The sequence below is a fragment of the Pseudoalteromonas sp. S408 genome (genome assembly GCF_005886645.1).
Lineage (GTDB): Bacteria > Pseudomonadota > Gammaproteobacteria > Enterobacterales > Alteromonadaceae > Pseudoalteromonas.
Genome location: NZ_PNDY01000001.1, coordinates 98,320 through 124,879 on the forward strand (window position 1 = coordinate 98,320; position 26,560 = coordinate 124,879).

25 protein-coding genes are annotated in these 26,560 nt (G+C 40.5%); 11 read left to right on the forward strand and 14 right to left on the reverse strand.

Annotation, left to right across the window (positions count from 1 at the left end):
- Positions 1–75: 75 nt before the first annotated feature.
- From CWB62_RS00540 to prmB, 7 genes are all read right to left on the reverse strand, one after another.
- Positions 76–351 (reverse strand): YfcL family protein, encoded by a 276-nt coding sequence (locus tag CWB62_RS00540; RefSeq protein WP_006793362.1) that lies wholly within the window; start codon positions 349–351, stop codon positions 76–78.
- Positions 348–1,511: an ATP-NAD kinase family protein gene (locus tag CWB62_RS00545; protein ID WP_138528622.1), complete on the reverse strand. Its 1,164-nt coding sequence runs from the start codon at positions 1,509–1,511 to the stop codon at positions 348–350. The genes CWB62_RS00540 and CWB62_RS00545 overlap by 4 nt, the downstream gene beginning before the upstream one ends.
- Positions 1,501–2,055, reverse strand: coding sequence for an elongation factor P hydroxylase (locus tag CWB62_RS00550; protein WP_138528624.1), 555 nt, complete (start codon positions 2,053–2,055; stop codon positions 1,501–1,503). Before CWB62_RS00550 ends, CWB62_RS00545 begins: the two co-directional genes overlap by 11 nt.
- 101 nt (positions 2,056–2,156) lie before the next feature.
- On the reverse strand, positions 2,157–2,810 hold the full coding sequence (locus CWB62_RS00555) for a glutathione S-transferase family protein (protein WP_138528626.1): 654 nt from the start codon (positions 2,808–2,810) through the stop codon (positions 2,157–2,159).
- A 67-nt stretch (positions 2,811–2,877) separates the two neighbouring features.
- The gene (locus CWB62_RS00560) at positions 2,878–3,270 is read right to left on the reverse strand and encodes a DUF4112 domain-containing protein (protein WP_138528628.1); all 393 of its coding nucleotides are present in this window, start codon (positions 3,268–3,270) and stop codon (positions 2,878–2,880) included.
- A 119-nt stretch (positions 3,271–3,389) separates the two neighbouring features.
- A complete protein-coding gene (gene aroC, locus CWB62_RS00565; protein ID WP_058403412.1) occupies positions 3,390–4,487 on the reverse strand; it encodes a chorismate synthase in 1,098 nt (365 codons plus the stop codon).
- A 101-nt stretch (positions 4,488–4,588) separates the two neighbouring features.
- Positions 4,589–5,524, reverse strand: coding sequence for a 50S ribosomal protein L3 N(5)-glutamine methyltransferase (gene prmB / locus CWB62_RS00570; RefSeq protein ID WP_058403413.1), 936 nt, complete (start codon positions 5,522–5,524; stop codon positions 4,589–4,591).
- A 152-nt stretch (positions 5,525–5,676) separates the two neighbouring features.
- On the opposite strand from prmB, the gene smrB reads away from it, so the two are divergent.
- Both smrB and CWB62_RS00580 read left to right on the forward strand, forming a co-directional pair.
- Positions 5,677–6,234 (forward strand): endonuclease SmrB, encoded by a 558-nt coding sequence (smrB, locus tag CWB62_RS00575; RefSeq protein ID WP_058403414.1) that lies wholly within the window; start codon positions 5,677–5,679, stop codon positions 6,232–6,234.
- Between the two features lie 27 nt (positions 6,235–6,261).
- Positions 6,262–7,191: an AEC family transporter gene (locus CWB62_RS00580; RefSeq protein WP_138528630.1), complete on the forward strand. Its 930-nt coding sequence runs from the start codon at positions 6,262–6,264 to the stop codon at positions 7,189–7,191.
- Between the two features lies 1 nt (position 7,192).
- Here the strand turns inward: CWB62_RS00580 and CWB62_RS00585 are convergent, their stop codons facing one another.
- Genes CWB62_RS00585 through sixA form a run of 3 tightly spaced genes read right to left on the reverse strand, consistent with a single transcriptional unit; the run spans position 7,193 to position 8,775 of the window.
- The gene (locus CWB62_RS00585; RefSeq protein ID WP_138528632.1) at positions 7,193–7,930 is read right to left on the reverse strand and encodes an SDR family oxidoreductase; all 738 of its coding nucleotides are present in this window, start codon (positions 7,928–7,930) and stop codon (positions 7,193–7,195) included.
- 6 nt (positions 7,931–7,936) lie between these two features.
- The gene (locus tag CWB62_RS00590) at positions 7,937–8,290 is read right to left on the reverse strand and encodes a RidA family protein (RefSeq protein ID WP_138528634.1); all 354 of its coding nucleotides are present in this window, start codon (positions 8,288–8,290) and stop codon (positions 7,937–7,939) included.
- A gap of 14 nt (positions 8,291–8,304) precedes the next feature.
- Entirely contained in the window at positions 8,305–8,775 is a 471-nt protein-coding gene (gene sixA / locus CWB62_RS00595; RefSeq protein WP_058403418.1) for a phosphohistidine phosphatase SixA, read from the reverse strand.
- Between the two features lie 191 nt (positions 8,776–8,966).
- Between sixA and CWB62_RS00600 the strand changes: the two genes are divergently transcribed.
- Both CWB62_RS00600 and CWB62_RS00605 read left to right on the forward strand, forming a co-directional pair.
- Positions 8,967–11,690 (forward strand): insulinase family protein, encoded by a 2,724-nt coding sequence (locus CWB62_RS00600; RefSeq protein WP_138528636.1) that lies wholly within the window; start codon positions 8,967–8,969, stop codon positions 11,688–11,690.
- Between the two features lie 53 nt (positions 11,691–11,743).
- Positions 11,744–14,002, forward strand: a complete 2,259-nt coding sequence (locus CWB62_RS00605; RefSeq protein ID WP_058403420.1) for a putative bifunctional diguanylate cyclase/phosphodiesterase — start codon at positions 11,744–11,746, stop codon at positions 14,000–14,002.
- On the opposite strand, the gene CWB62_RS18805 is transcribed toward CWB62_RS00605, so the two are convergent.
- Both CWB62_RS18805 and efpL read right to left on the reverse strand, forming a co-directional pair.
- Entirely contained in the window at positions 13,999–14,193 is a 195-nt protein-coding gene (locus CWB62_RS18805; RefSeq protein ID WP_249310719.1) for a hypothetical protein, read from the reverse strand. The two genes, CWB62_RS00605 and CWB62_RS18805, sit on opposite strands and share 4 nt — an antisense overlap.
- A 372-nt stretch (positions 14,194–14,565) precedes the next feature.
- Positions 14,566–15,138: an elongation factor P-like protein EfpL gene (gene efpL / locus CWB62_RS00620; protein ID WP_138528643.1), complete on the reverse strand. Its 573-nt coding sequence runs from the start codon at positions 15,136–15,138 to the stop codon at positions 14,566–14,568.
- A gap of 193 nt (positions 15,139–15,331) precedes the next feature.
- Here efpL and CWB62_RS00625 point away from each other — a divergent pair, with 193 nt between their 5' ends.
- A complete protein-coding gene (locus CWB62_RS00625) occupies positions 15,332–15,727 on the forward strand; it encodes an MmcQ/YjbR family DNA-binding protein (protein ID WP_058403423.1) in 396 nt (131 codons plus the stop codon).
- 83 nt (positions 15,728–15,810) lie between these two features.
- On the opposite strand, the gene fadJ is transcribed toward CWB62_RS00625, so the two are convergent.
- The gene (fadJ, locus tag CWB62_RS00630; RefSeq protein WP_138528645.1) at positions 15,811–18,030 is read right to left on the reverse strand and encodes a fatty acid oxidation complex subunit alpha FadJ; all 2,220 of its coding nucleotides are present in this window, start codon (positions 18,028–18,030) and stop codon (positions 15,811–15,813) included.
- Entirely contained in the window at positions 18,030–19,340 is a 1,311-nt protein-coding gene (gene fadI / locus CWB62_RS00635; RefSeq protein ID WP_058403425.1) for an acetyl-CoA C-acyltransferase FadI, read from the reverse strand. The genes fadJ and fadI overlap by 1 nt, the downstream gene beginning before the upstream one ends.
- Before the next feature lie 306 nt (positions 19,341–19,646).
- On the opposite strand from fadI, the gene CWB62_RS00640 reads away from it, so the two are divergent.
- From CWB62_RS00640 to CWB62_RS00665, 6 genes are read left to right on the forward strand one after another with little or no spacing between them, the layout of a single operon-like run.
- On the forward strand, positions 19,647–20,603 hold the full coding sequence (locus CWB62_RS00640) for an AAA family ATPase (protein WP_058403426.1): 957 nt from the start codon (positions 19,647–19,649) through the stop codon (positions 20,601–20,603).
- 3 nt (positions 20,604–20,606) lie between these two features.
- Positions 20,607–21,551, forward strand: coding sequence for a DUF58 domain-containing protein (locus tag CWB62_RS00645; protein ID WP_138528647.1), 945 nt, complete (start codon positions 20,607–20,609; stop codon positions 21,549–21,551).
- 3 nt (positions 21,552–21,554) lie between these two features.
- On the forward strand, positions 21,555–21,989 hold the full coding sequence (locus CWB62_RS00650) for a DUF4381 domain-containing protein (protein ID WP_138528654.1): 435 nt from the start codon (positions 21,555–21,557) through the stop codon (positions 21,987–21,989).
- Positions 21,982–22,968: a vWA domain-containing protein gene (locus CWB62_RS00655; RefSeq protein ID WP_058403429.1), complete on the forward strand. Its 987-nt coding sequence runs from the start codon at positions 21,982–21,984 to the stop codon at positions 22,966–22,968. The genes CWB62_RS00650 and CWB62_RS00655 overlap by 8 nt, the downstream gene beginning before the upstream one ends.
- The gene (locus CWB62_RS00660; protein WP_138528656.1) at positions 22,968–24,878 is read left to right on the forward strand and encodes a VWA domain-containing protein; all 1,911 of its coding nucleotides are present in this window, start codon (positions 22,968–22,970) and stop codon (positions 24,876–24,878) included. The genes CWB62_RS00655 and CWB62_RS00660 overlap by 1 nt, the downstream gene beginning before the upstream one ends.
- Positions 24,872–26,539, forward strand: a complete 1,668-nt coding sequence (locus CWB62_RS00665) for a BatD family protein (RefSeq protein ID WP_138528658.1) — start codon at positions 24,872–24,874, stop codon at positions 26,537–26,539. Before CWB62_RS00660 ends, CWB62_RS00665 begins: the two co-directional genes overlap by 7 nt.
- Positions 26,540–26,560: the final 21 nt, after the last annotated feature.

The window sequence follows — 26,560 nt, forward strand, 5'->3', positions numbered from 1 at the left end:
AAGCTATTTTAGGAACGTTAAACAAAAAAAGCACGATTACCTAAGATAATCGTGCTTTTTTTATTCATTGGGCTATTAAGCGAGCGCTTTCACTTCTTCCCATAAGCGAACAACTAATGCTTTGTCTTCTTCGTTAAGTTCACCGTTACGGTAAGCTTTTACCAAGCTTTGCTCTACTGTTTCGTTTAACTGCTCAATACTAATAGTAAGTTGCTCAACTTCAGCATAGCCTACAGCTAGATCAAAATGACCCCGTAAGTAGCCGCCTGCAAATAATTCGTCATCCGTTGCTTTGATCACTAAATCGTCATAATACTGTTGGGCCGCGTCAATATAGTTTACTAAGGTCACTTGTTCATCTCCTGATTTTGTATAGCACCCGCTTCATCTTGGTATTGGTGCCCTACTGCATACATAATATGGTCGTTAAATCCGGTGGTTACTTTCATGTAACCTGTTAATTCATCGTCTAATTCACTGTCGCCTGTGTCACAAATTAATGGGCGACCATTCAGCGCTTGTAATTTAGTTTTTGTTGCAACTACAATAATATTTTCTTTGCCAATAGCACGGATCAGAGCAGGGCTTAATTGCTGATTCCCACGACCAAAAATATGCCCTTGTCCACCGATTAAAGTGATCACAAGTTTTGTATTTTGCTCATGGGTAAGTTCTAGTAACTCAGCGGCTGTTAAATCTTGGGCTATAAGTGTTTGGTCTTTTATTAAATCAACACCTAGCAAAGTGTTCTCAAGACCCATTTCTTCCATTATAGCTTCAACGGTTGAGCCACTACCCATAATGTAAAGTGTTTCTTCGTCCATTTCGCTCACTACGTGGGCCGCTATATCTGAAAGTACTAATTCGTCAGTTTCTTTACCGCCATTTTTAACGGCTTGCACATAACGTACTTCGCTGGGTATTTGCATCTCGCCAAAACGTTTTGCTTTTACCGTGCCTTGTCTAAAGGCATCTTCATCAATATCCATTACATCGGCATCAGCCAAAGTGACTAACTCGCCATTTACGAGCATTTCAACAACACGCCCGGCGGCTTTAGGCGTAATAGCATAAACGCCAGAATGGATTTTACAGCCTGCAGGAACACCTAGTACTGGAGCGGTGTCTTCAATAGCATGACACACATTACGAGCGGTGCCGTCGCCTCCGGCAAACAACAATAGGTCAACACCGGCATTTTTTAATAGCTTTGCAGCCTGCTCCGTGTCATCTGGTGTAGTTATCGTGTCGGTGTTGTAAACAATTTCTACGTTAAAGCCTAGAGCTTTTGCAGTGTGTTCGCCCATATCGCCATTTACAGTATAAATTGTAAGGCATTTTTTATACGGAAGTAGCACTTCGAGTGCGGCTTTAGTGCGGCTATTTGCTTTAGGCTGTGCACCTAGCTCAATAGCTTTTGCAGCGGTTTGCGCTCCATCGCTTCCTTTCAAGGCAACGCTTCCGCCTAATCCTGCTACAGGGTTTATAATTAAACCTAATTTAAACTGCATCACAAAACTCCTGAGGATGTTGACAATTAAACTGCTTTGCGGTCATTGGCCATGGTGTATTGTAAAAATTGGCAAGAGCAATTAATAGTGATTCTGTTCGTGGGTTAAATCCGTTTTCTATCAAGTTAATTACACGCTGCTGCACTCGCTGTTGAAAATCAAACCGGCATGTTTGCTCACCATTTAAATTATCAACCGATACATTAAAAGAAAAACCTGCAGCAGCGCTTAATAACCATTCTATGGCTTGCGGCTTAACTTCTACACTTTCAAATTCAGCCTGCTGGTGTTTATCACGGCCATCAGGGCAATACCAATAGCCATAATCTTCTTGTTGTCGACGATCAATGCCCGCCACTAGCCAATGGGCTATTTCATGTAAGGCACTAGCATAAAAACCATGCGCAAACACAATTTGGTGATAAGGGGTGTTGTGTGTTGCGGGAAGGTATACGGGCTCGCAATCACCTTTGATCAGCCGTGTATTGTGGCTTTGATAAAAAGTGCCTTCAAAAATAGAAATAAGATCAGCTATTTGATGCATAAAATATGGCTAAATTCGTCTCGGTTACAGCGCCCAGCGGCACATTAAAAACGAAACGAATTGTACGGGCTTTTACAGCTAAAGTAAAAGTCGCTTACTTGCTATATTTTTAAATCATCGCCGGCTTCATCAGCATCTACTATATCGGTTTCTTGTAGAGCTTGAGTTATCCAGCTCTGTAATACAGGGCATGCTAATACATGTTGGCAGTAACTGTTGGCTGCTTTAGACAAGGTTATCTGATACGTTTTTAACCGCAGTACAATGGGTGCATACATAGCATCAACAATACTGAAATCACCAAACATCCACTGATTTGGGTAAATTACCTGTTGTTTACTAAAAATGTCGTCAATGCGGGCTATGTCTTTTATAGCATCATCAGAGAGTATGATTTTACGCTTTGCACGAATATTCATTGGCATTTCTCTTCTAAGCGCTATAAAGCCTGAGTGCATTTCAGCGCTTAAAGCACGTGCTGTTGCACGTTGTGTAACATATTTTGGCCATGCAGCTTGTGAGAGGTACGCATCATTAATGTATTCACAAATGGCAAGTGAATCCCAGACTTGTAAATCACCATCAATTAATGCAGGCACTTTAAGAACTGTAAAATGCTTTTTTAGCTCGCTGTAAAAGTGTGGAGTATCGAGTACAAGCTGGCTTTCATCAAACTCCAATTCAAATTTACTCATTAAATACCATGCGCGTAACGACCAGCTTGAGTAGTTTTTATTGCCAATAAATAGTTCCATGACCTATTCCTTGTTAAAACGGACTCCCCAACTGTACATTAATCAACCACGAAGTTAATACCAAAAATTACTCAATATTGTCTTTATTTAATTGCTTAGTAATATACTTTTTTAAAATGTGTGTATTACGGGTATTCGCTTTAAAAAACGCATCAAATATATCGCCAAAAAGGGGAATTGATCCGACAAAAAAGTCTATCAGCATATTAATAATTATCCGTAATTTAATATGCCAGCTTATACCTAGCTTTTGAGCTTCAAATAATACGTAACTAGATAAAATAAGCCCTATCACATCCCCTACAACTGGCACAAAACCAATAACTGCCTCAATGCCAAACCTAAAGTTTGTAAAAGGAAAACGAATACTACTGTCGGTTAGTTGACTAAACCTTTCTAAGCGTTTTAATGCTGCATTTTGTTTAGCGTATTTACTATGTGTTTGAATTGAATCTTGCATAATTTACCTCTATAGAAAATTATATAACGGTAAAGTTGAACTGCGCCTTAAACCACTTTAACTCTTTTACATAAACAAAAAGCGCGAAAAACGCGCTTTTATATGACTAACTTCAAACGTTAAACAGAGCCGTTAATTGGCCCGTGTTCGTGGTTCACATGCGGGTTTTGACCGCGTTGACGCAATAAATGGTCCATTAGCGTAATGGCCATCATTGCCTCAGCAATGGGTATGGCACGAATGCCCACACACGGGTCGTGACGACCTTTGGTGATCATCTCTACTGGTTCGTTGCTAGTATTAATACTCTTACCTGGAATAGTAATGCTTGATGTAGGTTTAAGCGCAATAGAGGCAATAATATCTTGTCCTGTAGAAATGCCAGCTAAAACACCACCAGCATGGTTTGATGTAAAACCTTCAGGCGTTAGTTCATCACGATGCTCTGAACCTTTTTGCTCTACTACATCAAAGCCATCACCAATTTCAACGCCTTTAACGGCGTTGATGCTCATTAGTGAATGTGCAATTTCAGCATCTAATCGGTCGAACACAGGTTCGCCTAGCCCTACAGGTACGTTGCTCGCCACGACTTTCACTTTAGCGCCGACTGAGTCACCTTGTTTTTTAAGGTCTCGCATATATTCGTCAAGTGCTTCTAGCTTGCTAGCATCAGGGAAAAAGAACAAGTTGTTTTCAACTTCATCCCAATCGTAACTTTCGGCTTTTATTGGCCCTAGCTGGCTCAAGCATGCTTTTACTTCAATACCATGAAATTGTTTTAAGTACTTTTTAGCAATGGCCCCTGCCGCAACGCGAATTGCTGTTTCGCGTGCAGAAGAGCGGCCTCCTCCGCGATAATCACGAAGACCATATTTGTGCCAGTAGCTGTAATCGCCATGACCTGGGCGAAACACATCTTTGATTTTGCCGTAATCTTGTGAACGTTGGTCGGTATTTTCGATTAATAAACCAATACTTGTACCGGTTGTTTTACCTTCAAAAACGCCTGCTAATATTTTTATTTGATCGCTCTCACGGCGCTGCGTTGTATAACGGCTTTGCCCTGGCTTACGGCGATCTAAGTCTATTTGTAAGTCGGCCTCTGTTAATTCAAGACCTGCTGGAGTGCCGTCAACAACGCCGCCTAAAGCAACACCGTGGCTCTCTCCAAAGGTGGACACTTTAAATAACTGCCCAATGCTATTACCTGCCATTAACTTTCCTCATTCCTAATGACGACTAATAGCCGGGCTAACATGCCCAGCTATATATTTACACTCGTTTTAGTTAATACAAATCCAAAAACAAAAGAGTGCTATTTTGCAAAATACTCATCTAACTGCTTTTTGCTAATTACAAACACACCTAAGCCACCTTGCTCAAACTCAATCCACTCAAACGGTGCATTTGGATAAAGTGCATCCATATGTACCATAGAGTTCCCCACCTCTACAAATAACAAACCGTTATCAGTTAGATGATTACTGGCTTCACTTAAAATAGTACGCGTTACGTCAAGCCCGTCGTGACCTGATGCAAGGCCTAGTTCTGGCTCATGGTGAAATTCGCGCGGCAAGTCTGCCATGTCTTCAGCGTCAACATAAGGTGGATTGGCAACAATCAAGTCGTACTTTTGACCTTCTACACCACTAAATACATCTGACTGGATAGGTAGCACGCGATCACTTAACATATAGTCGTTAATGTTGATATCAGTCACTTCAAGGGCTTCATACGAAATATCAACAGCATCTACTTGCGCTTGTTCAAATGCTTGTGCAAGTGCGATGGCTATACAACCCGACCCTGTACATAAATCTAAAATGCGATTTACCGAGCTTGGCTCCAAAAGCCAAGGCGTAAAGCGATTGCTAATAAGCTCTGCAAATGGTGAGCGGGGAATTAGTACACGTTCATCTACGTAAAACGGCATGCCTGCAAACCACGCAATGTTAGTTAGATAAGGTACTGGTGTGCAGTCGTTTATACGCTCTGCGATAAGACCCGCTAGACGATTTTTTTCTGTACTTGTTAAACGTGCATGCATTAATTCTTTTGGTGCATCAACGGGTAAGCTAAGCGCTGGCAAAAGCAGGCTTACCGCCTCGTCCCATGCGTTATCAGTACCGTGTCCAAAAAATATACTACTACTTGCAAATTGGCTTGTAGTCCAACGTAACCAGTCATGTAAAGTTGACAGTTCTGCAACAGCTTCTTCGAGTGTTGCTTCTTCTATTTGTAAATCGCTCATATATGTTTACCTGTATTAGCTTACTGACTGTTTTGAGTCTTTAAGACGATTGCATTGCCTATATGCGCTAGGCAAATTACAATTGCCCATCATTTAAGTATTGTACCGCCTTTTGCGCTGCGTTTTTACGTTTTTTTGTTTAGGTAATAGTTATGAAAAAAGACTCTCCATCACAATCGTCCCTAAGCAATGACGACATAGACTTATTTCGTCAAACGATCACAGGCGCTAAAGTATTTAAACAAGATACTCATCGTTTTGATACAAAGCCTAAGGTGTCACAAGCAAAGCAATTTGCCCAGCAAAAAAAGCAGGCTCAATCTGAATTTTATTTCTCAGATGAATATATTCCCGATATAGACACCCATGGCACTGTCAATTACGTAAAAGAAGGGCACGACACTTATTTACCCAAACAGTTACGCCGAGGCGACTTTGCACCTGATTTAACACTTGATTTGCATGGCTTAAACAAAGAAATTGCTAAAGATGAATTAGCAGGGCTTATTCATGAATGTAAAAAGCAACATTATTACTGTGCATGCGTAGTGCACGGAATTGGTGGAGGAATACTTAAACATAAAATTCCTCAGTACCTAGTTCAGCATCCAGACGTTATTGCAATGCATCAGGCGCCACTTGAATACGGTGGTAAAGGCGCGGTACTTATTTTGATAAACTTACCACAAAGCGATGAATTTAGACGCTAACCCAACACATTACTAGGAAGTAATTACGTGCATATTGTTTCTATTATTTTTCCACTTATATTCATTGTCGCATTGGGTTATAGCTGTTGCCGACTCTCGTTTTTTGACAAACAGCACATTGCAGGCCTAAGTAAATTCACATTTTATATAAGTTTACCGGCTTTTTTGTTATTGAATATGTCGCAAATAGACTTAAAACAAAGCATTAGTCTTTCTGCGTTTTTAAGCTTTTATATTCCAGTGCTGTGTGTTTTTGGGTTAGGTATTTTAGTTGATCGGTATTATTTAAATAAAAAACATCCAAAAAACTACCAAAAGCATGGCGTATTTGGCCTTGCTGCTAGTTATTCCAATATGGTGTTGGTAGGTATCCCAATTATAATTGCGTCCTTGGGCAAAGAGATGATTGCAATTGCTTTTATGATCATCACGTTTCATAGTACTTTATTATTTTCACTGACCTATTTAATTGGGGCAAAAGGCAATAGCAGTTCGTTCTCGTGGCTACAATTTGGTAAAAGCATGGTACTAAACCCTATTGTTTTGAGTATTGGTTGTGGCTTAATTATTAATATATCTGGGGTTGAACTATTTAAAAACTTAACGGATAGTTTAGCATTATTAGCGACCCCCGCCATTGCCTGTGCGCTATTTGTATTGGGTGCAAACTTAGCGTTTTATAAAATAGCAGCAAACTGGCAACCTGCCTTACTTGCATCTATTCTAAAAATTATAATACTCCCCGCAGGCGTATTAATAATTGGGTCGTATTTGTTTAAGCTCGACCCTCAAATACTTACCGTACTTGTTTTATTAAGTGCCTCACCTGTTGGCGTGAATGCTTATTTAATAGCAAGCCAAATTAAACAGCATGAAGCGACGCTTGCTGGAGCGGTGGTGCTATCAACTATTTTAAGTGTAGTTAGTTTATCGTTTTGGTTGGCGGTTTTACTTTAATTTATAAGCCACCAGCCACATCAATAAAAGCGCCAGTAGTAAATGAGGCAGAGTCTGAGGCTAAAAAATAGATTGCAGCAGCCACTTCTTCAGGTTGCCCACCCCTACGCAGAGGAAGATTACTTTTAAGCCGCTCTACTCGCCCCTCTTCTCCGCCATCTGTGTGCATATCAGTATAAATAAGGCCAGGCCTAACACAATTAACACGTATCCCTTTGCAACCAACCTCTTTAGCAAGACCCATAGTCAACGTATCAATCGCACCTTTTGTGGCTGCATAATCAATGTATTCATTTGGTGACCCAGTTTTAGCCGCTACCGAGGACACATTGACGATACTACTGCCGGATAACATTCGCTTAATAGCTTCTCGGCTGCATATAAATGCACTGGTAATATTTGTAGTGAGTAATTGGTTAATTCGCTCAGCGTCCATATTTAGCAGCGGCATTTGCGGTTTAAGCACACCGGCATTATTTACAAGCACGTCGAGCCGACCAAATACTTCATCTATACGTGAAAATAAAGCGCTAACATCACTCTCTTGAGACACATCGGCTTTTACTAGTTCGGCCCTTACGCCAAAACGTCTTATTTTATCGGCAACCTGTTCTGCTTTAACTAAATCAGTCTTATAGTTAATACATACATCATATCCGTGGCGCGCAAAATAAACAGCGGTGGCAGCACCAATCCCTCGGCTAGAACCTGTTATGAGTACCACCCGCGCTTTGTTCATACAAAATTAGTCCTTGAGTGCTGCCACAACCGAAATTTCGACCAATAGCGCATCGCGTGCCATTTTAGTTTGTACACATGCACGTGCTGGTGCGTGTCCTTGCGGAACCCACGCATCCCATACGGCATTCATTTGTGCAAAGTGCTGCATGCTTTTCAAATAAATTGTTGCGTTTAACATATGCTGTTTTGAACTACCCGCTTCATCTAATAACGCTTCTACTTTATCAAGCATGGTTTGCGTTTGCTCTGTTATGTCTTTTTCAGCATCAGCACATACTTGCCCACACAAATAAACAGTGCCATTGTGTTTTACTATACGGCTCATTCGGGCACCGGTTTGAAGGCGTTCAATCGTCATATTTTTCTCATTATTTATAAATCAGCAGGGGCGTTTATACTTATATATTCGCTGCGGTGAGTATCATCATTGTAATGTATGACAGCCACAGCACCCGTGTTAAATATAGGCATGTTGCCAGGACAAAGCTGATCAACCAAATAACTCACTATTGGCATGTGAGCCACAACTAACCAGCAATTACACTCTGGGTGCATTTGTATTAATGTTTCAAGGTAATCGGCAGCAACATGGGGTTTGCCTTCTGGGATGACATCGTTACACGTTTCACTGTATTTAAACGTTATAGTTTCAGCCACTCCATTTGCAGTTTGCTGAGCGCGTGTGTAAGGGCTAACTAACAGCGCGTCTGGAGAAAAGTTTTTGGCAAGCCATAGCCCCATTTTTTTTGCTTCTAAATGACCCACTTGGGTTAAATTTCTTGCCGCATCGTCAGCCTGCATAGGGGCCGCTTCGCCGTGACGCATTATTAAGATTGTTTTCATAAAAAATCAACCGATTTAAGAATATAAACAGTAGCCAGTTTGCTCACTTGTCAGCTATATTAACAACATAAAGTTATTTTTTCTAAAAATAGTTCTTTCAAGACACTCAGGTAAATCTTTTAGCATATTCTCGCTAACCTGAAGTTATCCTCTATTGTTATCAAGTAAGTATTTAGTTTCAGGAGCATCATTTGAATATCAGCCGCAATGATAATAGAGCATACCACGCCCTTACACTGGACAATGGTCTAAAAGTGCTGCTTGTGCAAGATAAAGATTCGACTAAGGCCGCAGCATCAATGGCTGTAAACGCGGGCCATTTTGACGATCCCTCTGACAGGCAAGGCCTTGCTCACTTTTTAGAACACATGCTTTTTTTAGGCACAGATCAATTTCCAGACTCAGGCAGTTTTAATAATTTTGTATCTCAAGCTGGCGGTAATACCAATGCATGGACGGGTACAGAACACAGTTGCTATTTTTTTGATATAAACAATCAAGAATTTAAACATGCTTTATTACAATTTAGCCGTTTTTTTATTGCCCCCTTGTTAAGCGCCACAGAAACAGAAAAAGAACGCAATGCCATAGAAGCTGAATTTAAACTAAAAATTAAAGACGATGCACGCCGTATTTATCAGGCCCATAAAGAAACCGTTAACCCAGCGCACCCTTTCGCTAAATTCTCTGTTGGTAACCTGCAAACATTAGCAGACAGAGAACGCTGTATTAGCGACGAACTTCGCGACTTTTTTAATGATCACTATCAAGCCCAGTGGATGACACTGGTTATATGTGCAAATGAAGAGTTAGACACACTTCAAACCTGGGCAAACAAATACTTTAACGACATTATTGGCAATAAAAAGGCTGTAAAACCTGAGATCAACGAACCCCTTTACAGAGAGCAAGACCTAGGGAAAATTTTACATATAGAGCCACATAAGCACATGCAAAAGCTAATAGTAAGTTTTGCAATGCCCAATATTGATGACTTTTACCGCCACAAAACAGTGAGCTTTATCGCGCATTTACTTGGCTATGAAGGGCAAGGTTCGCTCTATTCTATTTTAAAAGAACAAGGTTGGATAAACGCCCTTTCTGCGGGTGGTGGCATTAACGGCAGTAACTTTAAAGATTTTAATATAAGTATGGCTCTCACCGATGAGGGCATTGAATACTTTGAAGACATTATCGAAATGCTCTTTGAGTACATTTGCTTAATAAATAACAACACAGAAAAATTACCACGCCTGTACCAGGATAAAAAAAACCTATTACAAATAGCATTTGATAACCAAGAAAAATCACGCCTTATTGATTGGGTAAGTAGTTTAAGCATAAATATGCAGCATTACGACGAATGTAATTATGTGCAGGGTGACTACCTAATGGAAGGCTTTAAAAAGGCAACGCACGAAATGGCGATGCAATGGTTAAAACCTAACAATATGCGCATTGTACTTATACATCCTGATGTCGAGCCTGAACATAAAACAGCGTGGTACAACACACCTTACAAAGTAGAAAAGGTATCGCCTAGCTGGCTTGACGCACTTAGCGACATTAACAAACCTCTAAAAAATATGCTGTTACCCACGGCTAATCCATACTTAACTAAAAATGTTGAGCTTTTTGATGTAGAAAAGCCTCAAAACCAACCTACTCTTTTAGTTAAAAAACCGGGTTTTGATTTTTGGTTTAAACAAGACAACACATTTAGAGTAGCTAAAGGCCACTTTTATTTAGCCATGGACTCTCACTTTGCTGTAAAAGACGTAAAGCACATGGCCTTAACTCGCTTATTTAGTGATTTATTTATGGACAGTGTTGGCGAGCAGTTTTACCCTGCTGAGCTTGCAGGGCTTAGTTATCATTTAACATCCCATCAAGGCGGGCTAACACTTCACACCGCTGGATTATCGTCGAGCCAACTAGAGTTGGTAGATGAGCTGCTCGACGCGTTATTTAATGTAGATATATGTGCCAGACGCTTTGCTGAATACAAAAAACAATTAGTAAGGCATTGGCGTAATAGCAATCAAAATAAGCCTGTTAGCGAATTATTTAGTATTTTAGGTGCTAAAATAATGCCTTGGAATCCTCAGCCTAACGAACTCGCCGCAGCTTTAAAAACAACCAGTTTTCAGCAATTTAATGAATTTAGACAAGACTTTTTTAAAGCATTACATATTGAGTCGTTCCTACACGGTAACTGGCAAGAAAACCACGCTATTGAATTTCAAAAAAAGGTGGCCGTTCACTTACGTCACACTGCAACAATTGACGATTTAAGGCGCCCTTTATTTGAAATTAAAAAAGCAACACGCTATGAAATTGAGTTACCGTGTAATGATCACGCTATGGTGGTGTATTACCAGGCTCAAACCGATGACGTAAACGAAAAAGTTAAAATGATGGCATTAAATCATTTGATGAACCAAGACTACTTTAACGAATTACGCACAACACAGCAGTTAGGCTATTTAGTTGGTGCGGGTTACGCACCTTTTAACACCCGAGCAGGAATTGCCTTTTACATACAGTCCCCTAAATTTGACGCAAAAACTTTATTGCATCGCCATAGTCACTTTGTAAATCAATACTTGAGTAATATTGGTGGATTAGACGAGCAAAGCTGGCAGCAACAAAAGCATGGTTTAAAGACGCACATTGCAGAAAAAGATAAAAACTTACGTTTGCGTTCACAACGCTTGTGGCTTGCCATAGGTAATAGGGATCATAATTTTGATATGCAAAAACGATTACTATCGGCATTAAATATGCTGACTTTACAAGAAATTAAAGATTATGCGCTGGTACTTTTTACTGAAGATAGACCAAGATATGAGCTATTAAGTAACGCTAAAGTTAATAAACCTCAAAAAACACCCGTTTACTCGCATTCTCTTTGACTCTGGGTTTAGCTTGTTTTAAATTATCATTTGTAAATTAGAAGTAATAAAAAATGATAATAAAAACAATAAAACTAAGCTTGTCAGTTGTATTACTTGCTTACTCATTTGATCTTTTCGCCTTTGAGTCTTCATTTAAATACAATTCAGATACCATACTCTTTTTCTCAAGCGCTATTATAGCGCTCGTTCTTCCGTACCTGTTATTTGTGATATACAAACTGAGGCGTTCTCGCCGCCAGCTTCGTTTGTCTGAAAAGCGCTTAAAAAGTACTGTAGAAGGCAGTGGTGATACCCTGTGGGATTGGAACATAAAAACGGGTGAAGTTATTCGTATTAATGATAAATATATGATGAACTCCCCTACTATTATGGGTTTCCCACCAAATAAAGGCCTTATACACCCGCAAGATATTCCACATGTTGAGCACCTACTAAAAAAACATTTTGCCGAGCAAAGCGTGTTCTTTGAAGCAACATACAGAATTAAAGATACTTTTGGTAAATGGCATTGGGTACTGGACCGCGGCAAGGTTATCGAAAAAGATGCAAACCTAGCCCCACTAAGAATGACAGGAACAGTACGCGACATCTCACAGTTAAAATCAACCGAAGAACGATTAAATTTGTTTGCAAAATGTGTTGAATCGTTTACTGATGCGCTAGCAATTTACGATAAAAACTTTAAATTAGTCGATATAAATCCCAGTTTTTTAACGTTATTTGGGGGTATGCGCGAACAATACCTAAATAAAGGTTTTAATTTGCCTGGATACGATACAAGTTACGTTGAAAACATTATCGATGTAGTGCGCCAAACTGAGCATATTCAACAAGAAATTAAACTGCGCAATAATGAGCGTGTATTGCTGCCAATAGAAATATCGATTGATGAAATTAAAAACGAGCAAAATCAGATAACTAACTATGTGGTTGTTTATTCAGATTTAACAGAGCGTAAAAAAGCAGAATCGCAATTACACAATTTATCAAACCGCGACCGTACCACGAGCCTGCCTAACCGTAATTTATTTTTTACTAACTTACATAAACTAGTAAAACAAGACGCCCATCACGCATTACTGGTTTTTGATTTAGATAATTTTAAAAAAATAAATGACTCATTAGGCCATCAACTTGGTGATAGCTTATTAGCCAAACTCGCTATGCGATTAAATAAGCTCACCCGTGAAAACGATGTATTTTATCGTTTAGGAGGCGATGAATTTGCGCTTGTTATGTCAAATACAAACGACATTCATGTCATAACTCGCACTGCAAAACAGTTTTTAGCTGCTATTTCGACCCCATTTAAAATGGCAGGACATGAGCTGGCCATTACCTCAAGCGTTGGTATTGTGCTATTCCCTGAAGATGGAAACACCCCTGAAGTATTACTTAAAAATGCCGATACCGCTATGTACCACGCGAAAAAGAAAGGTAATAGCTACCTGTTTTTCAACGACACCATGAACCGCCAAGCTGTTAAACGTTTACAAATAGAAAACCTAATGCGTTTTGGTTTAAAAGAAGACCACTTTGAAGTTTATTATCAACCAAAAATGAATATACGAACCGGTAAGCTAACCGGTATGGAAGCATTAGTACGCTTTATTACACCTAAAAAAGGCATTATAAGCCCAGGTGTTTTTATTCCTATTGCTGAAGAAACAGGTCAAATAATAGATATTGGTGAAGTTGTTTTAAACAAAGCCTGTCGAGATGTAAAAAAATGGCTGGACGATGGGCTGTTTAATGGGCGCGTTGCTGTTAACTTGTCTGCTAAACAATTTAGCCTCCCCGATTTAACGTCGCGAATAGATATTATTTTGCAAAAAAATGCATTGCCATCGTACTTTTTAGAGTTAGAAATTACCGAAGGCACAGTAATGGACGATCCAAATGAAGCCATTAACATTATGCGTTCACTAAGCGCACGAGGTATACATTTAGCCATGGATGACTTTGGTACAGGGTACTCTTCTTTAGCTTATTTAAAGCAGTTTCCGCTTAATACACTTAAAGTAGATAAAGCGTTTATTGATGACATGAAAAATGAGCGCGGGCGCAATATGGTCGATTCAATTGTAACAATAGCGCAAAACCTAGACCTGCATGTGGTTGCAGAAGGTGTTGAACAAGCATATCAAATAGACACTTTAAAAGCACTTAACTGCGAAACGGTGCAAGGCTATTACTACTCAAAACCGTTATCTAAAGACGAATTCACCGAGTTTTTAAAACAACAACAAAGTAAAGCAACACCAAGCTTAATAAGATCTAAAGCAAGCAATGTGGCGTCTCTTAATTAAGGGCGCCATATGCACGCTTTAACACCCACGTTACGCAGCCAGGCTCGCCTGTAGTGCACGTTAAACAAACACCAAGCCAGCGGACCAAGCAGCGCACTGAGTATAAGCCAGCGCTTTACAGGCATGCCTTTTTTTATAGTGTTTAAGTACATAAGTGAAATAAACAAACCACTGAGTAAAGCCAACCACAAAACCACATACTCTCGCCAATTAAATTAGGGCGCGCAGTTTAACGTTTCTTCAATTAAATTTAAAGCAATACACCTTTAGCAAAAAAGCCGCGTTTTTAGTGGCTGTTGATCTTTGCGGATTGAAGTTTGTTAAAACTTGGAGGATTTAATCGCGACGCGAGGTGTGAAACCTAGTGGGCTCGATAACGGCTACTGCATTATTCTACTGGCTTACATCCATATAAGAATAAGTAAAAACTGAGTGAAGCTTTCGCATCCTGCTCGTGCCGCTTACCTACATCCATGTAGGCAACAAAGCGTAAATAGCCCCCTAAAAGATCAACAGACCCTATTGAGAGCGCAGCTTTAAATTTAATTAATAACTTGATGGCGCTACTTTTCAGCTCGCCCCATAAACTTATTTTCAACCGTATTGATACGAATGCGATCGCCCGTTGAAATATGCTCAGGAACAGATATATTCAGCCCTGTAGACATACGTGCTGGTTTTGAACGAGCACTGGCTGAAGCGCCCTTAATAGAAGGATCGGTTTCTTCAACAACAAGTTCAACGCTTGAAGGTAGATCTAGCCCTACAGGCGCTCCATCAATGACAATAACGTGCACACCTTGGGTTTCTTCATTAATAAACAAAATTTCTTCACTAATCGCGTCTTTATTTAAGTTATACGGCGTGTAGTCTTCGCTATCCATAAATACGTATTCATCACCGTCTATGTACGACAGCATAGCTTCACGACGAATTAAATCAGCAAGCGTTAGCATATCGCTGTCTTTAAACGTTTCATCAACTTTAGCGCCAGTTACTACATCGTATAAACGCATACGGTATAAGCTTCCACCAGCACGGCCTTGAGGAACAGAACGTACAATATCTTTTACTACTAATACACGACCATTAAATTCAATAGCTGTGCCTTTTTTAACATCACTCGCCTTTGGCATGTGTAAATCCTATTATTTTTTTGATTGCCAGAAACATACCACGAACTCAACTTTGTTCAACAATAAAGTGAGCTAAATAGGCTTATACCTTGTATTGACTTGTAAAATCTCTATTTATACTAAAATACATATAATCAAATCATTAAAAAACTGCTATGGTATATCTACCTAGTATGACTTCAAGGAATGGATCATGGATCAAATAAAAGTACATGAGTATTTAATCAAAAAGCCGCTTGTGTTGGTTACAAAGCCATTTGCTCAAGAGGTTGATGTCTATAAAGTGAATCATAAAATGTTCGCCACCCTTGCTGTTGGTAACGATGGTGAAACAAACGAAAACGGTGAAGTAATTTGGTGGCTAAATTTAAAGTGCGATCCTGATGAAGCACTTTCATTACGCGATATTTTCCCCGCGGTTATCCCTGGTTACCACATGAATAAACGTTTATGGAATACGGTTATTTTAGACGGGTCAATTCCCCAAGGTGAAATTGAACGCATGATTGATAACTCGTTTAATTTAGTTGTGGAAAACATGCCTGAAAAAGACCGTAACATGATAGAGCAACATTTAAATGCGAATTAAATTCGCTTATAAGTCTGTTATTTAGCCTATGTATGGCACAAAAAAACCGCATATAAATGCGGTTTTTTAATACGTGTTAAACGTTATTTAGTATCATCTTTAGCAACGTCTGATTGCTCTTCAGATACATCGTCTGCTTCTGGCTCTAATGTTTCTAGCTTTACTACTTCAGCAACGGTTTCGTTTTGTGTTGGCTTTTGGCCATAAAACGTTTCACCTGACTCAGCCATTGATACTAGCGACTCACACGGTGTAAATATAGCGTTGCTATTGGCAAGCGTAGACATATCCGAACTTACTTTACTCGCACCGAGTTTGTCCATGTAGCTAAATGGACCACCGAGGAATGGTGGGAACCCAATACCAAAAATAGCACCAATGTCACCATCACGTGGGCTTGCAATAATGCCCTCGTCTAAACAACGTGCAGCTTCATTTAGCATTTGCGCTACACAACGCTGTGCAATTTCACTTTTGTTTAAACGTGAATTAGGTGTTACATCTAGTAGCTCGTATACTGACTCATCAACCTTTTTGCCTTTTTTCTCGTAATCATAAAAACCACGACCCGTTTTACGACCAAGGCGTTTTGAATCAATCATACGTGAAAAGGCATTAGGTCCTTTAAAGCGTTCACCTAATTCTTTTTCAAGAATTGGCGCAATCTTAGAGCCAATATCAATACCTACTTCATCAAGTAACGCAAGCGGTCCTACCGGGAAACCAAACTCTACAAGGGCTGCATCAATTTTTTCAATTGGCTCACCTGCAAGCATTAAGTTAGCTGCTTCATTTAAGTAAGGTGCAAGTATACGATTTACGTAAAAACCCGCCATGTCTTTAACAACAATGGGGGTTTTACCCTGCTTACGCGCAAAATTAACAACACGTGCAATTGTCTCTTGAGACGTTCCTTCATGCGGAATAATTTCAACCAGTGGCATTTTTTCTACTGGTGAAAAGTAATGCAGGCCAATAACGTTTTCAGGACGTGCAGCGTTTGCCGCAATCTGTGAAATAGGCAACGATGACGTATTACTTGCAAAAATTGTATTCTCTTGGCATTGCTGTTCCACATCAGCAACCATACCTTGCTTTAACGCTAAGTCTTCAAATACCGCTTCAATAACTAAATCAATGTGTTTAAAGCCACTGTAGTCAGTTGTACCGGTAATACGGTTCATTGTTAACTGCATATCTGCTTTAGACATAATGCGGCGCTTAAGGCGCTTATCAAGAATTTTGTAGGTGTAGTTCATTGCATTGCTAATGCCTTGCTCTGCTACATCTTTAATACGAACAGGCAGCTTCGCTTTTACAGCACTGACGTGGGCAATACCCGCGCCCATCAAGCCACCACCTAATACTGCCGTTTTGGTGATTGCGGGTGCATCGTCATTGCGCCACTCTTTTTTCATTTCTGTGGTAGCAAAAAATAAGCCACGAAGCGCTTTAGATTGCTCACTCATTACAAGTGTTGCAAAACCCTCAGCTTCTGTTTTGTAAGCTTTTAGCTCATCAAGTTCTACGCTTGCACGTACCGCTTTAATAATAGCTAATGGCGCTGGATAGTGCCCGCCCGTCTTTTTCAAGACGTTTTCTTTCGCTTTTTTAAAGATAAAGTTACGGCCAAATGGGTTTGACTCTAATAACTTGCTTACTTTATCGAGCTTTGGCTCTTTAGCTTGTGGCTTTTTCTTAGCGGCAAATTCTTTTGCCACTTTTAAAAGTACGCTATGCGGTACACACTCATCCAATACGCCTGCTTTTTTAGCCTGTTTAGGACGTATTTGCTTACCGGTTAGCATCCACTCAAGTGCTTTTTGAATGCCCACGATTTTTGTTAAACGCTGCGTACCACCGCCACCAGGTAATAAACCTAGTTGAACTTCAGGCAAGCCAATTTTCGTCAAATCGCTATCTGTACCAACACGGTAATCACACGCTAATGCAAACTCTAAACCACCACCAAGCGCCGCACCATGAATGGCACTTACCGTGGTATAAGGTAGTTTTTTCATATCAAAAAAAGCTTGATGACACAGCTCACTAATGGCAAGCGCATCTTCACGTTTTTCTACGCTATCAAGCATTTTCACGTCAGCGCCTGCAATAAAGTTATCACTCTTGCCGCTAATAAAAACCATGCCTTTAACAGCATGCTCTTGTGCTTGTGCTAATAACGCTTTTAAATCGTCTGCAAACGAGTCGCGCAGGGTGTTCATTTTTTCACCCGGCACATCGATAGTTACAACGGCAATTTTGTTTTCGTCTACCGCTAAATTAAAAACTGAATCTGTCATTACGCGCTCTCCAATACAAAGGCTGCACCTAAACCACCAGCAGCACACGCTGTTGTTAATGCTAAACCGCCACCACGACGTTTAAGCTCGTTTAAGCTTTGTGTGATTAAGCGAGCACCTGTTGCTGCAAATGGATGACCATATGCCAGTGAGCCACCATTCACGTTAAACTTATCCATGTTAATTTCGCCAATTGCTTTGCTACGACCTAGTTTTTCTTGCGCAAACTTGTCTGAGGCAAACATTTTCATGTTCGCAAGGGCTTGCGATGCAAATGCTTCATGCATTTCAATTAAATCTAAATCAGCAAGCGTAATACCGGCTCTGTCAAGTGCGATAGGCGTTGAATGCGCAGGACCCATTAGCATGTCTTGCTCTACACCAATAGCAGAAAACGCAAAGCTGCGAACGTAACCTAAAATTTCGTAACCAAGCGCGCGCGCTTTACTTTCGTTCATCATCAATACCGCAGCTGCACCATCTGTTAGCGGTGTTGCATTAGCAGCTGTAACCGAGCCATGTTGACGGTCAAATACAGGTTTTAGCTTTGCGTAACCTTCAACTGTAGAGTTTTTACGAATATTGTTATCTTCTTCAATAAAGCTTTTATACGGTGGTAAATGAGCCGTCATTACTTCATCTTTAAGCTTACCATCAGCCCAGGCTTGCGTTGCAAGCGTGTGTGAACGATGTGCTAATGCATCTTGATCTTCACGGCTAATGTTATGAGTTTTAGCCATTTGCTCAGCCGTTTGACCCATAGAAAGACCAGTTGAGTACTCTGCAACTGCAGGCGGTACTGGCATTAAGTCTTTTAAACGTAGCTTTGAAAAAATTTGTAAGCGTTGGCCTAAAGTACGCGCCTTGTTTAAATCAACTAAACTACCTGCCAATTTTTTACTTACGCCAATAGGTAATACAGACGATGAATCTGCACCACCGGCAATACCTACACTTACAGAGCCCGCCATAATAGACTCAGCTACGTTAGCAATTGCCTGAAAGCTGGTAGCACATGCACGTGACACTGAATAAGCATCAACACCAACTGGCATGCCTGTACCCAGTACAATTTCACGCGCAATATTCGGCGCTTCTGGCATTTGTACTACTTGACCAAATACAAGTTGATCGATTTCTGACTTGTCGAAATTTAATCGCTCAAGCATTTCGTTAACCACTAATTTGCCCATATCAAGTGCTGGTACGTGGTGGAATGCTGTTGCTTGTTTTGCAAACGGTGTACGAAGGCCACTTACTATGGCAATACGATCACCCTTTGGTGTTTTTAGTATGTTTTGCTCAGACATTTATGCTCTCCCGCTGACAGGTCTGACCTGTTTGTTTTCCTCGATTCTAAACAACCCGTGTGCTAAAGCCAATAGATAAACTGAAATTTATACAAAGTAGTCAACTTTACATATAGCACAATAGGCTTTTTTAAACGCATTTACAAAGATTTGTGGTAGGCTAAAAACCGTTAAAAAATAACGAACTATTTTAAAAAATACAGTCTAACTCTTGAGTTACCTAATTATAAACCTTATAAATAGGTCAGTATTTGCAACCTAACCCATTTAGGTACTAACCCAGCTGACGAGGACAGTCCACTTATTATGGCAGCTAACGCATTTTCACAATTAAAAACGTACTTAGATACACAAATCATTGGCCAGCCAGAGCTTACTCAAGCACTACTTATTGCTATTTTAGCTGACGGCCATTTATTAGTTGAGGGCCCTCCAGGGCTTGCAAAAACACGCGCCGTAAATGCGCTTGCAAAAGGTATTGAAGGTTCGTTCCAACGTGTACAGTTTACACCCGATTTATTACCTGCGGATGTTACAGGTACTGATATTTACCGCCAACAAACAAGCGAGTTTGTATTTGAAAAAGGCCCACTTTTTCATAACCTTATTTTGGCTGATGAAATTAACCGTGCCCCAGCAAAAGTACAGTCAGCTTTACTTGAAGCCATGGCTGAACGTCAAGTGACGGTAGGTAAAAACACGTACCCACTTAGCGACTTATTTATGGTTATGGCAACTCAAAACCCGCTAGAGCAAGAAGGCACCTACCCGCTACCTGAAGCACAGCTTGACCGCTTTTTATTACATTTGAGTATTGGTTATCCGGGCGCCGAGCACGAGCTAGACATTTTACGCCTAACACGAGGCGAGGCATTAAAAGAGCAGCAAGCTGTTTTACAAAAAATTAGCCAAAGCGAATTATTTGCTGCCCGCCAAGCAATTTTAGGTTTGTACTTAGCCGAGCCACTTGAGCAGTATTTAGTTCAACTTATTATTGCAACGCGAGAAGGCGCTAAACTAGATGAGCAATTGGGCCGCTGGATTGAATTTGGCGCAAGCCCTCGTGCAACTATTGCGCTAGATAAATGTGCACGTGCTCATGCGTGGTTACAGGGCCGTGACTTTGTAGCCCCTGATGACATACAAGCCGTTGTTCATAATGTATTACGTCACCGTATTATTTTGAGTTACGAGGCACAGGCCGATGGCATTACTAAAGATCAGGTCATTAGCCGAATTGTTGAACTGGTAGCTGTACCGTAATTTATGCAAAAACAATTAGACCCTCAGGCATTGCTTAAACATAGCCATAGCCACGGTGTTAATTTAGCACTAAAAGAGCTGATGTATTACAAAGCCAAAGCGCAACTGCTTGAGCTTGCCCCTAAGGTAAAGATTAAAAATACTTTAGCGGGGCAATACCTTGCACCGCACAAAGGCCGTGGTATGGAGTTTGCCGAAGTACGTCATTACCAGCAAGGTGACGATATACGCTCAATTGACTGGCGAGTTACAGCGCGTACAGGCGAAACCCATACAAAACTTTTTCAAGAAGAAAAAGAACGCCCAGTTTTTGTATTTACCGATTTTTCAAACTCTATGCTATTTGGCTCAAAGCTACTGCTTAAGTCAGTACAAGCTGCGCACATTAGTGCATTAGTTGCTTGGTCTGCGTGCCAGCGTGGCGACAGAATTGGCGGTATTGTATTCAATCAGCATGCACACCTAGAACTTAAGCCGAGTGCGCGAGAAAAAGCAGTATTAAAGCTTTGCCACAACTTATGTGCAAATCATCAGCAAGCCCTTACAAATATTGATGCTAAAGCCAGCAATAACTTTAGTGATAACCTAAAGCGCCTTAATCATTTAGCAAAACCTGGGAGTTTAGTTTATTTAGTCTCTGACTTTAGCGCCTTAGATGACGCAAGCTTTAAACAGCTTGAAATACTTAGCCGTCATTGTGAGCTCATAGGGTGCCATATTAGCGACCCATTTGAACATCAATTACCCGCTTTTAAAAACACAGTAACGGTTAATGCGAACGGACAAAACTTTGCCTTACCGCTCATGGATAATACATTTAGGGCACAGTTTGCCAAAAATGCAGAAGATGCATTTAATACACGCCTTACTCGCTTAACTAAATCGGGTCTTAATTTAATATCATTCAATGCAGCCGACCCACTTGAGCTGCAGCTAGTGAGAAAATAAACCATGCAAACCAATCCTCTTGATGGCCTGCACGATGTAATAGCACCAAACCACGTTGACTGGTGGCCACTTGCCCCAACATGGTGGGTGATCATTGCTCTACTTTTTATTGCGGTATTGAGTGCTGTTTATGCAATTTATAAAGCGTATCAATATAAAAAAGCAAAACGCTATGCCGTTTTATTGAGTCAAAATGAGCAGAGCCCTCAGCAGTTACATATTATTTTAAAGCGCCTAGTAATTGAATATTACGGTAAACACCTTGCCGCGCAGCCTACAAAGCAATGGTGTGAAACGCTAAACACACTCAGTGGGCTGACTTTTACCGAGCAAGAAATTTTAAGCCTATACAGCAGTGATAACAGCGATTTAGCATTAAGTAAAAAATTTAGCCAAGCAATCAAATGCTTTAAAGTAAAGGAACCACTACATGTTTGAATTTAGTTGGCCGTGGCTATTTTTATTAATTCCATTACCTTTGTTGCTTTTATTACTAAAACCCATAGCAAGCAATAGCAATACGCGCCTGCGTATTCCGGGCTTTGCTAAGCATGCCTTAAATAACCCAAATTCAGCACCTCAATCACGCCGTTTATCTATATTTGAATGGCTACTTTGGCTATTACTTGTCAGCGCAGCAGCAAACCCAACATGGCTAGATGAGCCAATTTTATTACCAAATGAAGGGCGAGATATCATGCTTGCGGTGGATTTATCTGGATCAATGACCGAACAAGATATGGCTTACAATGGTCAATACGTTGATCGCTTAACCATGGTAAAAGCCGTACTGAGCGATTTTATAGAACAGCGGACTGGCGATAGGCTCGGACTTATTTTATTTGGCGATACCGCTTTTTTACAAACCCCTCTGACACGCGATTTAAAAACGGTAACCAAAATGCTTAACGAAGCACAAATAGGGCTAGTGGGCCGCGCTACAGCTATTGGCGATGCACTTGGTTTATCGGTTAAACGTTTTGCAAGTAAAGAAGACAGCAACCGAATCGTCGTGCTATTAACCGACGGGCAAAATACTGCAGGTAACCTAAACCCTGACGACGCTCTACTTCTAGCGCGCGAAGAAGGTATTAAAGTGTATACCATAGGTGTTGGCTCTGATAACCCACGTGGATTTAGCCTATTTAATATGGGCGGCTCAGGCGGGAGTAATTTGGATGAGCGCCTACTGAAGAATATCGCCGACGATACCGGGGGGCTTTATTTTAGAGCAAAAGATGTTGCGGGACTCAAACAGATTTACGCTGAGCTTGATAAACTTGAACCCATTAGTGCAGATGAAAAAACCTTTCGCCCGCAAAGCTCATTATTTTATTACCCATTACTCATCGCTATTTTTTTAATTAGTCTAAATGTAATGCTAAATACACTGCGCGCATTAAAGGAGCCAAATTGATGGATTTTGAATTTATTCGACCTGCCGTTTTATGGCTACTTATACCGGCAATTGGACTGTTTTTTGTGGCGTTAATTAAGCACAAAAAAACCACAAGCGATCAATTAATTGCCCCTCATTTAGCGCAATTTGTTATGACTGATACGGACACCAAAACCAGCCAACCGCTTTGGCTTGTAGCTGTATTTTGCACTTTAGGGGTTTTATTTAGTGCAGGCCCCAGCTTTGAAAAAAAACACGTGCCTGTTTTTCAAAGTAAAAGTGCACGTGTCATTGTAATTGACATGTCGTATTCAATGTACAGCACTGATATTTCGCCAAACCGTTTAACACAAGCACGCTATAAATCTCTTGATATGATTGAGCTATTTAAAGAAGGCGACACCGCCTTAGTCGCATATGCGGGCACGGCCTATACTATATCGCCGCTAACCAACGACGCCACAACACTCAGTAATTTAATACCCAGCCTGAGCCCTGACATAATGCCCGACAAAGGCTCTAACGTACTAGCAGGCCTTGATATGGCAAAAGAGCTATTAACTCAAGCAGGCTATATTGATGGCGATATTATTTTAATAACCGACGGCATAGAACAAGAAGAACAAACGGATGTCACACGCTTTATAAGTAACACAACGTTTAGACTCAATATTTATGGGGTAGGTTCTGAGCAAGGTGCACCTATTAAATTACCTGAAGGCGGTTTTTTAAAAGATAGATACGGTCAAATTGTCATCCCTACTATGAATATTTCACAACTAAAAAGTTTGGCCACCCGCAGCGGTGGTAAATTTGCGCGCTATCAACCAAGTAATAGCGACATAAATACGTTTTCGCCAATGGCTAACAGTGAATTAATTAAAGATGAGACGCAAAGCCATGCGCTATGGCGTATTGATGCGGGTATTTACGGGCTTTTACTTTTATTACCATTTGGTTTGTATTTATTTAGGCGCTCTGCCTTTTTAGGGGGAGTTTTATTGCTTGCCTTTTTACCGCAGCAAAACGCTTATGCATTTGAGCTCCCTACGATATTAAAAAATACAGACCAACGTGCACTCACCGCATACAACAATGAAGAATACGACAAAGCCGCTAATGCGCAATCAAACCAACTAAAAGGCGCAGCGTTATACAAGCAAGGCAACTTTGATGCTGCACTGGATGCATTTAGCCAGGATAAGTCAGCCACAGGTTATTACAACTACGGCAATGCACTTGCCAAAGCTGGCCAACTAGAAGAAGCCATAAACGCCTATAAACAAGCTCAAACGCTACGAAGTGATTTTAGCCAAGCCGCAGATAATCAGGCCTTAGTTGAGCAGTTGTTAAATCAACAAAAACAACAGAATCAACAGGAACAAAGTGGTGATGAATCCCAAGACCGAGAAAATCAGCAAAAAGGCGATCAAAACCAACAACCAAATAGCGATCAATCTGAGCAAGAGCAAGAGCAACAAAATAACGACCAAAACAACTCTCAAAAAGGTGACAAACAAAGCCAAAGCGATGCAAACGAAAAATCTGAGCAGGAGTCAGAGCCCTCTGAAGATCAGCAAGGTCAAACAGGTGAGCAATCTCAAGAGCAAAATAAACCTGATATGCAAGCACAGCCACAAAATAAGCAAAGCGAAAGTAATAATGCTGAACAGTCTGACCAGCCAAAACCGCAGGCAATGAGCGAGCAACCAGTCAGCGATGAGCAAAAGCAAAAAGCGCAACAACAGGCTATGCAAGCCCAAGCAAGTGAACTGACAAACGAAGAAAAAGAAAAAGCGCAGCAGCTTAATCAATTACTCAGAAAAGTACCGGACGATCCGGCCATTTTATTACGGAATAAAATGCAACTCGAAGCCCAAAAAAGACAATATCAACGCCGCCCTACAGGAGTAGAAAAATCATGGTAATGCGATTATTTTGCTGTTTATTGCTACTATGCGCGATGCCGTCATTCGCAGCGACAAAACTCGAAGCAAGCGTAGATAAAAACCCAGTATTAGCGGGTGAGTTTTTTATGCTTAACATTTCAGTAAACGATACCGTTAATGGTGAACAACCCGATACATCTGTATTGTTAAAAGACTTTGTAGTCGGCCCCACAAGTTTAAGTACCCGCACAAACATCATAAACGGCAGCATTAATAAACAAACCACTTGGAGCGTTAAGTTAATGACCCGCACTGAGGGGCAGTATACAATCCCCTCGTTTAGTGTTGCTGGGCTTAGCTCTCAACCCATTGATTTAACTGTCGCCAAACGGGCTGTAAACGCAGACAAAAATAACGATATTTTTGTAAAAACATCACTTTCTAGCAGCTCGCTATACGTCCAAGAAGCAGGCGTTTACACGTTAAAACTGTACTTAGCTAAAGAGCTACTTGATGGCAGTTTAAGTACACCCAGCATGGAAGATGCACAGCTAACCCAATTAGGTAAACAAACAGAAAGTTATGAATTAGTCGACGGAAAACGATACCTCGTTATTACCCGAGAGTATTTAATTCAGCCCCAAAAAAGTGGTGCTTATACTATTGCAGCTCCGGTATTTCAGGGCCGAGTTCAGCAAAATTATCGTCAGTTAGAAGTATCTGCACTTGGCGACGATCTAGAAATAGAAATTAAACCTATTCCAAGTGACTACAAAGGGGCTTGGCTACCCAGCGAACTGGTGAACCTAGATGAAGAATGGCAACCTAACGATAGCACCGTAGAAGTAGGCACTCCCATAACACGCACAATTACACTCACGGCTTTAGGGGTAACTAAAGAGCAACTTCCTGATATAACAATGCCTACCATCGAGGGAATTCGTAGTTACCCGGATCAAAAAGAAAACAACAACGCTGTTCGTAATGGGCGTGTAGTATCGCAACAAACCGCATCTTACGCATTACTTCCACAAAAACCTGGAACATATACATTACCCGAAATAAAATTGCCGTGGTTTAATACAAAAATAAACCGTATTAGTTATGCCACCATTGCAGAGCGAACAATTACTGTTATTCCAAGTAGCAGCAGTGTTAACACACCAATTAATGCACCACAAAATATGAACGACTTACCTTTGGATGAAGCTAATACCGAAAGTAATAGTGCTGGTAAACCTTTGGCACAGACAGCAACCGTTATAAACCAATCTCCGTTGTGGCTTATTGGGGTTGCAATACTGGGTTATGTTTTATGGATCATTACTGTAATTTTTTATTGGTTTAACCGTTCTAATATTAATACAGTTGAAAATGTGCAGCCGTCACCTACTTCACTTAATCAACCCAGCTTAAAAAAGTTGATAAAAGTACATAAAACTGGCGATATTAAAGGGTTTTATAACGAGCTTACTCATTATGCAATGCAAGTCACTCACGAAGAGACTGGGGCAATTGATAAGTTATGCCAAAGTATAAATAACCCGCAGCTAAACAATGCAATTATTCAATTACAAGCACAACTGTATGGTAATAAGGCTACAAATAGCGATCTCGGTGCTATTATAAAAATACTAGAGAGCGAGCAAACTCAGTCATTAAAATTACAACCAACTGTATTAAAAGACCTTTATAACTAAAGTGAAGTTAAAGATGAGTCT

What these genes read in the sequence shown, in the direction of transcription:
- CWB62_RS00545 (WP_138528622.1), bottom strand. Translation starts at nt 1,511, where the DNA reads ATGCAGTTTAAATTAGGTTTAATTATAAACCCTGTAGCAGGATTAGGC.
- CWB62_RS00550 (WP_138528624.1), bottom strand. Translation starts at nt 2,055, where the DNA reads ATGCATCAAATAGCTGATCTTATTTCTATTTTTGAAGGCACTTTTTAT.
- CWB62_RS00555 (WP_138528626.1), bottom strand. Translation starts at nt 2,810, where the DNA reads ATGGAACTATTTATTGGCAATAAAAACTACTCAAGCTGGTCGTTACGC.
- CWB62_RS00560 (WP_138528628.1), bottom strand. Translation starts at nt 3,270, where the DNA reads ATGCAAGATTCAATTCAAACACATAGTAAATACGCTAAACAAAATGCA.
- aroC (WP_058403412.1), bottom strand. Translation starts at nt 4,487, where the DNA reads ATGGCAGGTAATAGCATTGGGCAGTTATTTAAAGTGTCCACCTTTGGA.
- prmB (WP_058403413.1), bottom strand. Translation starts at nt 5,524, where the DNA reads ATGAGCGATTTACAAATAGAAGAAGCAACACTCGAAGAAGCTGTTGCA.
- smrB (WP_058403414.1), top strand. Translation starts at nt 5,677, where the DNA reads ATGAAAAAAGACTCTCCATCACAATCGTCCCTAAGCAATGACGACATA.
- CWB62_RS00585 (WP_138528632.1), bottom strand. Translation starts at nt 7,930, where the DNA reads ATGAACAAAGCGCGGGTGGTACTCATAACAGGTTCTAGCCGAGGGATT.
- CWB62_RS00590 (WP_138528634.1), bottom strand. Translation starts at nt 8,290, where the DNA reads ATGACGATTGAACGCCTTCAAACCGGTGCCCGAATGAGCCGTATAGTA.
- sixA (WP_058403418.1), bottom strand. Translation starts at nt 8,775, where the DNA reads ATGAAAACAATCTTAATAATGCGTCACGGCGAAGCGGCCCCTATGCAG.
- CWB62_RS00605 (WP_058403420.1), top strand. Translation starts at nt 11,744, where the DNA reads ATGATAATAAAAACAATAAAACTAAGCTTGTCAGTTGTATTACTTGCT.
- efpL (WP_138528643.1), bottom strand. Translation starts at nt 15,138, where the DNA reads ATGCCAAAGGCGAGTGATGTTAAAAAAGGCACAGCTATTGAATTTAAT.
- CWB62_RS00625 (WP_058403423.1), top strand. Translation starts at nt 15,332, where the DNA reads ATGGATCAAATAAAAGTACATGAGTATTTAATCAAAAAGCCGCTTGTG.
- fadJ (WP_138528645.1), bottom strand. Translation starts at nt 18,030, where the DNA reads ATGACAGATTCAGTTTTTAATTTAGCGGTAGACGAAAACAAAATTGCC.
- fadI (WP_058403425.1), bottom strand. Translation starts at nt 19,340, where the DNA reads ATGTCTGAGCAAAACATACTAAAAACACCAAAGGGTGATCGTATTGCC.
- CWB62_RS00640 (WP_058403426.1), top strand. Translation starts at nt 19,647, where the DNA reads ATGGCAGCTAACGCATTTTCACAATTAAAAACGTACTTAGATACACAA.
- CWB62_RS00645 (WP_138528647.1), top strand. Translation starts at nt 20,607, where the DNA reads ATGCAAAAACAATTAGACCCTCAGGCATTGCTTAAACATAGCCATAGC.
- CWB62_RS00650 (WP_138528654.1), top strand. Translation starts at nt 21,555, where the DNA reads ATGCAAACCAATCCTCTTGATGGCCTGCACGATGTAATAGCACCAAAC.
- CWB62_RS00655 (WP_058403429.1), top strand. Translation starts at nt 21,982, where the DNA reads ATGTTTGAATTTAGTTGGCCGTGGCTATTTTTATTAATTCCATTACCT.
- CWB62_RS00660 (WP_138528656.1), top strand. Translation starts at nt 22,968, where the DNA reads ATGGATTTTGAATTTATTCGACCTGCCGTTTTATGGCTACTTATACCG.
- CWB62_RS00665 (WP_138528658.1), top strand. Translation starts at nt 24,872, where the DNA reads ATGGTAATGCGATTATTTTGCTGTTTATTGCTACTATGCGCGATGCCG.